Source organism: Thioclava sp. UBA3469 (assembly GCF_002378135.1).
In the GTDB taxonomy this organism is placed as follows: domain Bacteria; phylum Pseudomonadota; class Alphaproteobacteria; order Rhodobacterales; family Rhodobacteraceae; genus Thioclava; species Thioclava sediminum.
In genome coordinates this window covers 1-5,694 of sequence record NZ_DFRG01000107.1, presented here as the reverse complement: position 1 = coordinate 5,694, position 5,694 = coordinate 1, and the positions used below count along the sequence as shown (strand labels likewise).

Below are 5,694 nucleotides of genomic sequence, written 5' to 3'. Positions count from 1 at the left end.
ACGGGCGATTCCTCTTTGCCGGTCAGATGTTCCACCGTTTGGACGATGAAGCTTATGACCGCACGATGTGCTAGTGCCCAATTGACGACAAGCGGGTGCTGAGCGGGATTATCTTCATCAACCGCAATGGCTTGCGCTGGTGCGACGCTCCTGCTGCTAATGGCCCTCACAAAACGCTCTAGAGCCGATGGAAGCGTTGGAGCGAAAAGGGCATCTTCGCGCGAATGATGTCCGCGCTGGTGTCGGAACACGGCGGAGATAAGGCCGTGATGATCGACGCGACAGACCTAAAGGCCCACCGAACGGTGACCCGCATGGCCGCCAAAAAAGGTGCGTGGTCGTCTAATTGGTCGGACCCGAGGCGGCATTGACCTGCCTCCGAGGTCGCCCCGGGCTATTTCGATCCGCTGGCCGTCGATCCCGAACAGGCCCGCGACGTGGCCCGTTGGCGCAAGGCCGAACGCGCCCGCCTGTGCGCTGCGCGTCTGGCCTTGTCGGTTGCAGAGCGCAAGGAGATCGGCGAGGCGCTGGCCGGGCATCTGCAAAAGGTGTTGAAAGACCGCTTCGGCGGGGCACCGGGCAAGGTCTTTTCCGCCTACTGGCCGATCAAGGGTGAACCCGACCTGCGCCCGCTGATGGCGGAGCGTCACAAGGCCGGTATAACCGTCGCCCTGCCACTGGTCGAAACCAAGGCGGCTCCGGCTCACCTTTCGCCGCTGGACGCCCGAAAGCCGCATGGTGTGCGGCGACTGGAACATTCCTGTCCCGCCCCCGGACGCGCGGCTCGCCACACCCGACATCGCACTTGCGCCGCTCCTCGGCTGGACCACAGAAGGCTATCGCCTCGGATATGGCGGGGGCTATTTCGACCGAACTTTAGCGGCGCTGGAACCGAAACCCTTTGTCGCCGGTGTCGGGTTTCAAGAGGCGCGCCTTCAGACCATCTTCCCGCAACCTCATGACATCCCGCTCGATCTCATCGTGACCGAGAAAGGGATGCAGACCGTGAGAGACGTGGTCTGAGCCCCATCCAGGTTCCAGGCACCCCGGTCAGGCGGAGCCGGCGCGCGCCGCGCTCCGGGACAGCGCCGCTACGAGGTCGGTCCGGGTGACGATGCCGACGATCTTGCCGTATTCAAGGACCGGAACGGCATCTGTATCTCCCTCGGCCATCATCGGCAGCAAAGCCCCGATCGGGGTGTCGCCGGTGGCGCGGGGGCTGGCGACACTCATGATATCAGCGGCGGTCATCGGTCTTTCCCGGTCCCGATCCAACAACCTGCGGAACGCTGCCCGAAAGCCGCGATCAAGGCGCAGGGCATCGTCGCGGGCCTGGCTGATGAGATGCATCTGGAAGATCACGCCCAGAAAGGTTTGATCCACACCAACGACCGGAAGCGATGTGAAGTGATGCTGCCGGAACAGATCCGCGATCTCGCCCAATGGGGCGTTCGACGTGACGGTGACGAGATTGCGCGACATGATGTCTTGCGCAGTCAACGGGCCCGACGAATGCGCCGCCGCCTGCAGTTCGGCGGCCCCGATCAGTCGGGCCAGGTCTTCGACGCCGAGGTTGAACGACTGACGATAGCGTTCGAGAATCCCCGTCAGCTCCTCTTCCGAAAGCCCAAGTCGCTCGATCGGATTGCGATCTGCGGTTCCATGAATATTGGGATCCTCGAATTGCCGGAAGGGATAGTGGCGTCCCGTCAGCCGCGCATAGAGGGTTGCCAGCAGAACCAGTGCGATGGTTCCGAACGCAATTGGCGTCAGGGCGAACCAAAACCCCAGATGCGCGATGGCGTCCGGGGACATGGCCGCGGTCATGGCGACGGCACCAGCGGGCGGATGGACTGCGCGGCACAGGATGGTTGCGGTGATGGCAAGCCCGACGGCGAGCGCGATGCGCAAGGCGGGGTCCGTCACAAAAAGGCAAACCGCAACCCCGACAAAGGCCGCGACGGTATTGCCCACGATCGCCGACCAGGGCTGCGCCAAGGGGCTGTTCGGAACGGCGAAGAGCAGAACCGAGGACGCCCCAAAGGGCGCGACGAGATAAAGACCGAGGTCCAGATCGACGGTCGGCGACAACAGGAACAATCCGGTTAGCGCCAATCCGATCAGCGCGCCAAGCCCCGCGCGCAGCGCCTCCTTGGTTGGAACACGGGCCACAGCCGGGCCAAGTGATTTCAAAATGTGCAACGCGACGCCTCAACATCAGCTGTCGCCGAAAGTTTCACCGGTTTGACGAAAGATCAACCTGCGGGGCGCATAAAGAAGGCAACGGTCATGATCAAGCCGATTGCGATAATGAACAGACGCAGCACGGCCGTGTTCCTAACCCGCCGCGCCAGAACCGCGCCGATGTATCCGCCCATGGCGCAGGACAGGCCGACGATCAGCAAGTTGCCCCAGTCGATCAGGCCCGCAATGGCATATGTCGCGACCGAGACCACCGACAGGATCACGGACATCAAGTTCTTCAACCCATTCATCCGGTGCAGGTCGGTCATGCCGATGACGCCGAAAGCCGCGAGCAGCATGATGCCGAGGCCACCGTTGAAATAGCCGCCATAGACCGAGACCACGAACACAAGAGCAAGTGCGGTGGGGCTGGGCGTCTCGCGCCCGGACTTCGCGAGATACCGAACGAAGGACGGTCCGGTGGCAAAGGCCAAGGTCGCCATCAACAAGAGCCAGGGCACCACGCCCGAGAACAGCTCTTCCGGCGTGACCAGCAGCAGACTAGCGCCAGCGAGCCCCCCGACGATCGCCGTGCCGAAAAGATGGGCGAGAGGAGGCTTCCCGCCGCGCTCGATATCTGTGCGATAGGCCCAGGCGCTGCCCACATAGCCCGGAAGGGCGGCAAAGGTCGCGGTCGCATTCGCCATGATGGGCGGAACACCGGCCCAGACGAGTGCGGGAAACGTCAGAAAGGTGCCACCACCCGCGATTGCATTGAGCGCACCGGCGCCCAAGCCGGCCAGCACGAGTATTATACCTGTCAGCATGTTCGTTCTCCTTCAAACCGCGCCGCTGTTGCATGATGCCGGATTGGTCTGCAAATTGGTCTGTATCGGGGTGCAAATGACCACGAAGCGAACTCGAAAGGTTGTGGAAGCGCTGCGCGACTATTGCGCGGCGGCCGCCATCGCGCCGGGCGGACAGCTGCCGCCGGAGCGGGATCTGGCGCGTCGGTTGGGGTGCAGCCGTGAGACGCTGCGCAATGCCTTGGCCGAGCTGGAGCTCGCTGGCGATCTCTGGCGGCATGTCGGGCAAGGCACGTTCCTTGGCCCCCGCCCGCGGGGCCACCCTGTGCGCGAGACCATTCTAGTGCAAGGCGCTTCACCGCTTCAGCTGATGCAGGCGCGCCTGACCCTCGAGCCCTCCGTCGCCGCCGAGGCCGCTGCGCTCGCGACCCCTGCCGAGATCGCCTATCTTTCCGATCTGGTCAACCGGGGCCGCCGTGCCGCAACCCGGGCCGACTGCGAACGGCTCGATGCCGCCTTTCATCGTGGTATCGCAGAGGTAACAGGCAATCCCATCCTGCTTGGCCTACTCGACTATCTCGCGGGCGCGCGCCGCCATGCCGCCTGGCAGCGCGAATGGGAAGTCACTTACCGAAAACTCGGTGTCGCCGAATTCACCGAACGTCACAGCCTACAGCATGAGGAGTTGGTCGCGTGCATTCAACGGGGCGCGGCCGACGCCGCCGCGGATGCCATGCGCAGGCACCTGCAGACGATCTTCGCGGCCATGTGCGGGTCCGGTCTGCCGCCCTGACAGCGGTGCCGCTCCGCCCGGGTCCTGCGCCTTCAGAACACTGCCACCAACCAATCTCGAAACATCCACAGGCGGGGGAGAGCTGCCGGTTGTCAGGATAAAGGATGGAAACCGGCGAGAGTGACGGCGGAAAATCGGTCAGAACCTCGACGAACTCGCGGGCGGTCAGAGCCGCCTCGGCATGGTAACGCGGCATCTGGACAAGACCAAAGCCAAGACGCGGCGGCTTTGTCCGCAATGTGGACCTCTGCCGGAACCGGTTTGCTGCGCAAGGGGCGGAGGACCGGTTCGGTGACGCTGCGCCGCAGCGGTGCGCCTTGGGATCAAGGGCCGCAATGGGCCGAAGGCCAACGTTTTCTTCCCTGCCTGAACTTCTGATCTCTGTGGACCCGCCAAGCCGCACTGAGCTGAGCATTCCCGTTGCTGTGCGTGGCGCCGAAATCGGCTACACCCCAGCAGGTTTCTCAAAGTTAGGTGTTGACCTAACTTTATTACGGCCACATGCTTAGGCGCATGCCTAACTCAAAGCGCTCCATAGAACAGGTCTTCATCGCATTGTCCGATCCGACGCGGCGGGCAGTCGTTCAGAAGCTTAGCGAAGGGTCGGCCACCGTCTCACAACTGGCCCAGCCTTTCGACATGGCGCTGCCGTCCTTCACACAGCATCTCGGGGTTCTGGAAAACGCCGGCCTTATCATGTCGCAACGACAGGGGCGAAGCCGTGTCTGCACTTTGAACCCGTTGGCTTTGAAGGCTGCGGAAGATTGGATGGCCTCCCACCGCAAGCAATGGGAGAGCCGCTTGGATCGCTTTGAGACCCACCTCGAGAAAATAAAGGAGGAGAAATCCAGTGACTGATGGAGCCGCCGAAATCGTCTCTGCATGGGCCGAGTGGCCTTTGGAAAAGGAAATTGTCATCGCTCGTGTCGTCGACGCTGAACGTGAGACCGCCTTCGAAGCGTGGACCGATCCAGCACAAATCGTGCATTGGTTCGGGCCTGAGGGCTTCCAGATCGAGTCCCATGAGGCCGACATCCGGGCAGGTGGCGTTTGGCGGTTCGACATGATTGCTCCGGACGGCACGCGGTTCTCGAACCGTATGGATTTTCTGCGGGTCGAGGCACCAAGCCTGATCGAGGCCGATCATGGTCAGGATATCGATGATGACCCCGACCGCTTCCGGCTTCTCGTCACCTTCGACACGCAGGATAATGGGAAAACCGTTGTCACCTTGCGCCAGATGCATCCGACGCCAGAACGCCGCGCAGCGGTTATCGGGTTCGGGGCTGTCGAATTTGGCGCTCAAACGCTTGGCAAACTGGCTGTTCATGTTGCCGGCGAGACCGGCGATGCTGCAGCGCGCGGCTGAATTTTCACAGGTTTGATCGAAGGGAAACACGATTATGAAGCGTTTCACGGGCGGTTGTATGTGCGGCGATGTTCGAATTGTGGCTTCGGGCCGCCCCTATCGGGTCGGCATATGTCACTTTCTCGACTGTCGCAAACCGCATGGCGCCCTATTCTACGCGGCCGCCGTTTTCCCTGAAGACGCGGTGAACATCGACGGCGACACGCGTGACTATGCCGGGAGGAATTTTTGTCCACGCTGCGGATCGTCCGTTTTCGCGCGAAGTGGCGATGAGGTCGAACTGCATCTCGGTTGCCTCGATGCGCCCGACCAATTGAAACCAACCTATGAGAATTGGGTCGTTCGTCGCGAAGCCTGGCTACCGGAATTTCCGGACATGAAAAGATATGAACGTGATCGCGACGAGACCAACCACCGCAACGACTAAAGTGAGCACCATCTCTTGGCGAAGCATCATTCGTCTACAAGACGTGAACGACGGCTGCACGATGCGCGAATGGCGGGTTCGATCAAGCAGCATTTGCGCAGACCCGCCAGCTTCA

General features: G+C 62.1%; 7 protein-coding genes and 1 pseudogene. 6 read left to right on the top strand and 2 right to left on the bottom strand.

Features of this window, described 5'->3' with window-relative positions; translation table 11 throughout:
• Window positions 1-80 precede the first annotated feature (80 nt).
• Together B3D39_RS09010 and B3D39_RS09005 are read left to right on the top strand one after the other, a co-directional pair.
• Window positions 81-372 (top strand): annotated as a pseudogene (locus tag B3D39_RS09010) (transposase); the annotation flags it as partial.
• A 363-nt stretch (window positions 373-735) separates the two neighbouring features.
• Window positions 736-1,023 carry a 5-formyltetrahydrofolate cyclo-ligase gene (locus B3D39_RS09005; protein ID WP_246831742.1) on the top strand — a complete coding sequence of 96 codons (288 nt, stop codon included), beginning with the start codon at window positions 736-738 and terminating at the stop codon, window positions 1,021-1,023.
• A gap of 27 nt (window positions 1,024-1,050) precedes the next feature.
• Here the strand turns inward: B3D39_RS09005 and B3D39_RS09000 are convergent, their stop codons facing one another.
• On the bottom strand, window positions 1,051-2,202 hold the full coding sequence (locus B3D39_RS09000; RefSeq protein ID WP_078523506.1) for an HPP family protein: 1,152 nt from the start codon (window positions 2,200-2,202) through the stop codon (window positions 1,051-1,053).
• 53 nt (window positions 2,203-2,255) lie between these two features.
• Window positions 2,256-3,011: a sulfite exporter TauE/SafE family protein gene (locus B3D39_RS08995; protein ID WP_078523505.1), complete on the bottom strand. Its 756-nt coding sequence runs from the start codon at window positions 3,009-3,011 to the stop codon at window positions 2,256-2,258.
• Between B3D39_RS08995 and B3D39_RS08990 the strand changes: the two genes are divergently transcribed.
• From B3D39_RS08990 to B3D39_RS08975, 4 genes are all read left to right on the top strand, one after another.
• On the top strand, window positions 3,010-3,783 hold the full coding sequence (locus tag B3D39_RS08990; protein ID WP_246831741.1) for a FadR/GntR family transcriptional regulator: 774 nt from the start codon (window positions 3,010-3,012) through the stop codon (window positions 3,781-3,783). The two genes, B3D39_RS08995 and B3D39_RS08990, sit on opposite strands and share 2 nt — an antisense overlap.
• Before the next feature lie 513 nt (window positions 3,784-4,296).
• On the top strand, window positions 4,297-4,641 hold the full coding sequence (locus B3D39_RS08985; RefSeq protein ID WP_078523504.1) for an ArsR/SmtB family transcription factor: 345 nt from the start codon (window positions 4,297-4,299) through the stop codon (window positions 4,639-4,641).
• Window positions 4,634-5,152 (top strand): SRPBCC family protein, encoded by a 519-nt coding sequence (locus B3D39_RS08980; RefSeq protein WP_078523503.1) that lies wholly within the window; start codon window positions 4,634-4,636, stop codon window positions 5,150-5,152. Before B3D39_RS08985 ends, B3D39_RS08980 begins: the two co-directional genes overlap by 8 nt.
• Before the next feature lie 34 nt (window positions 5,153-5,186).
• A complete protein-coding gene (locus B3D39_RS08975; RefSeq protein WP_286789611.1) occupies window positions 5,187-5,579 on the top strand; it encodes a GFA family protein in 393 nt (130 codons plus the stop codon).
• Window positions 5,580-5,694: the final 115 nt, after the last annotated feature.

Bases quoted from the DNA above. Each gene is read 5' to 3' on its own strand.
- B3D39_RS09005 (WP_246831742.1), top strand. From the start codon at position 736: ATGGTGTGCGGCGACTGGAACATTCCTGTCCCGCCCCCGGACGCGCGG.
- B3D39_RS08995 (WP_078523505.1), bottom strand. From the start codon at position 3,011: ATGCTGACAGGTATAATACTCGTGCTGGCCGGCTTGGGCGCCGGTGCG.
- B3D39_RS08985 (WP_078523504.1), top strand. From the start codon at position 4,297: ATGCCTAACTCAAAGCGCTCCATAGAACAGGTCTTCATCGCATTGTCC.
- B3D39_RS08990 (WP_246831741.1), top strand. From the start codon at position 3,010: ATGTTCGTTCTCCTTCAAACCGCGCCGCTGTTGCATGATGCCGGATTG.
- B3D39_RS08975 (WP_286789611.1), top strand. From the start codon at position 5,187: ATGAAGCGTTTCACGGGCGGTTGTATGTGCGGCGATGTTCGAATTGTG.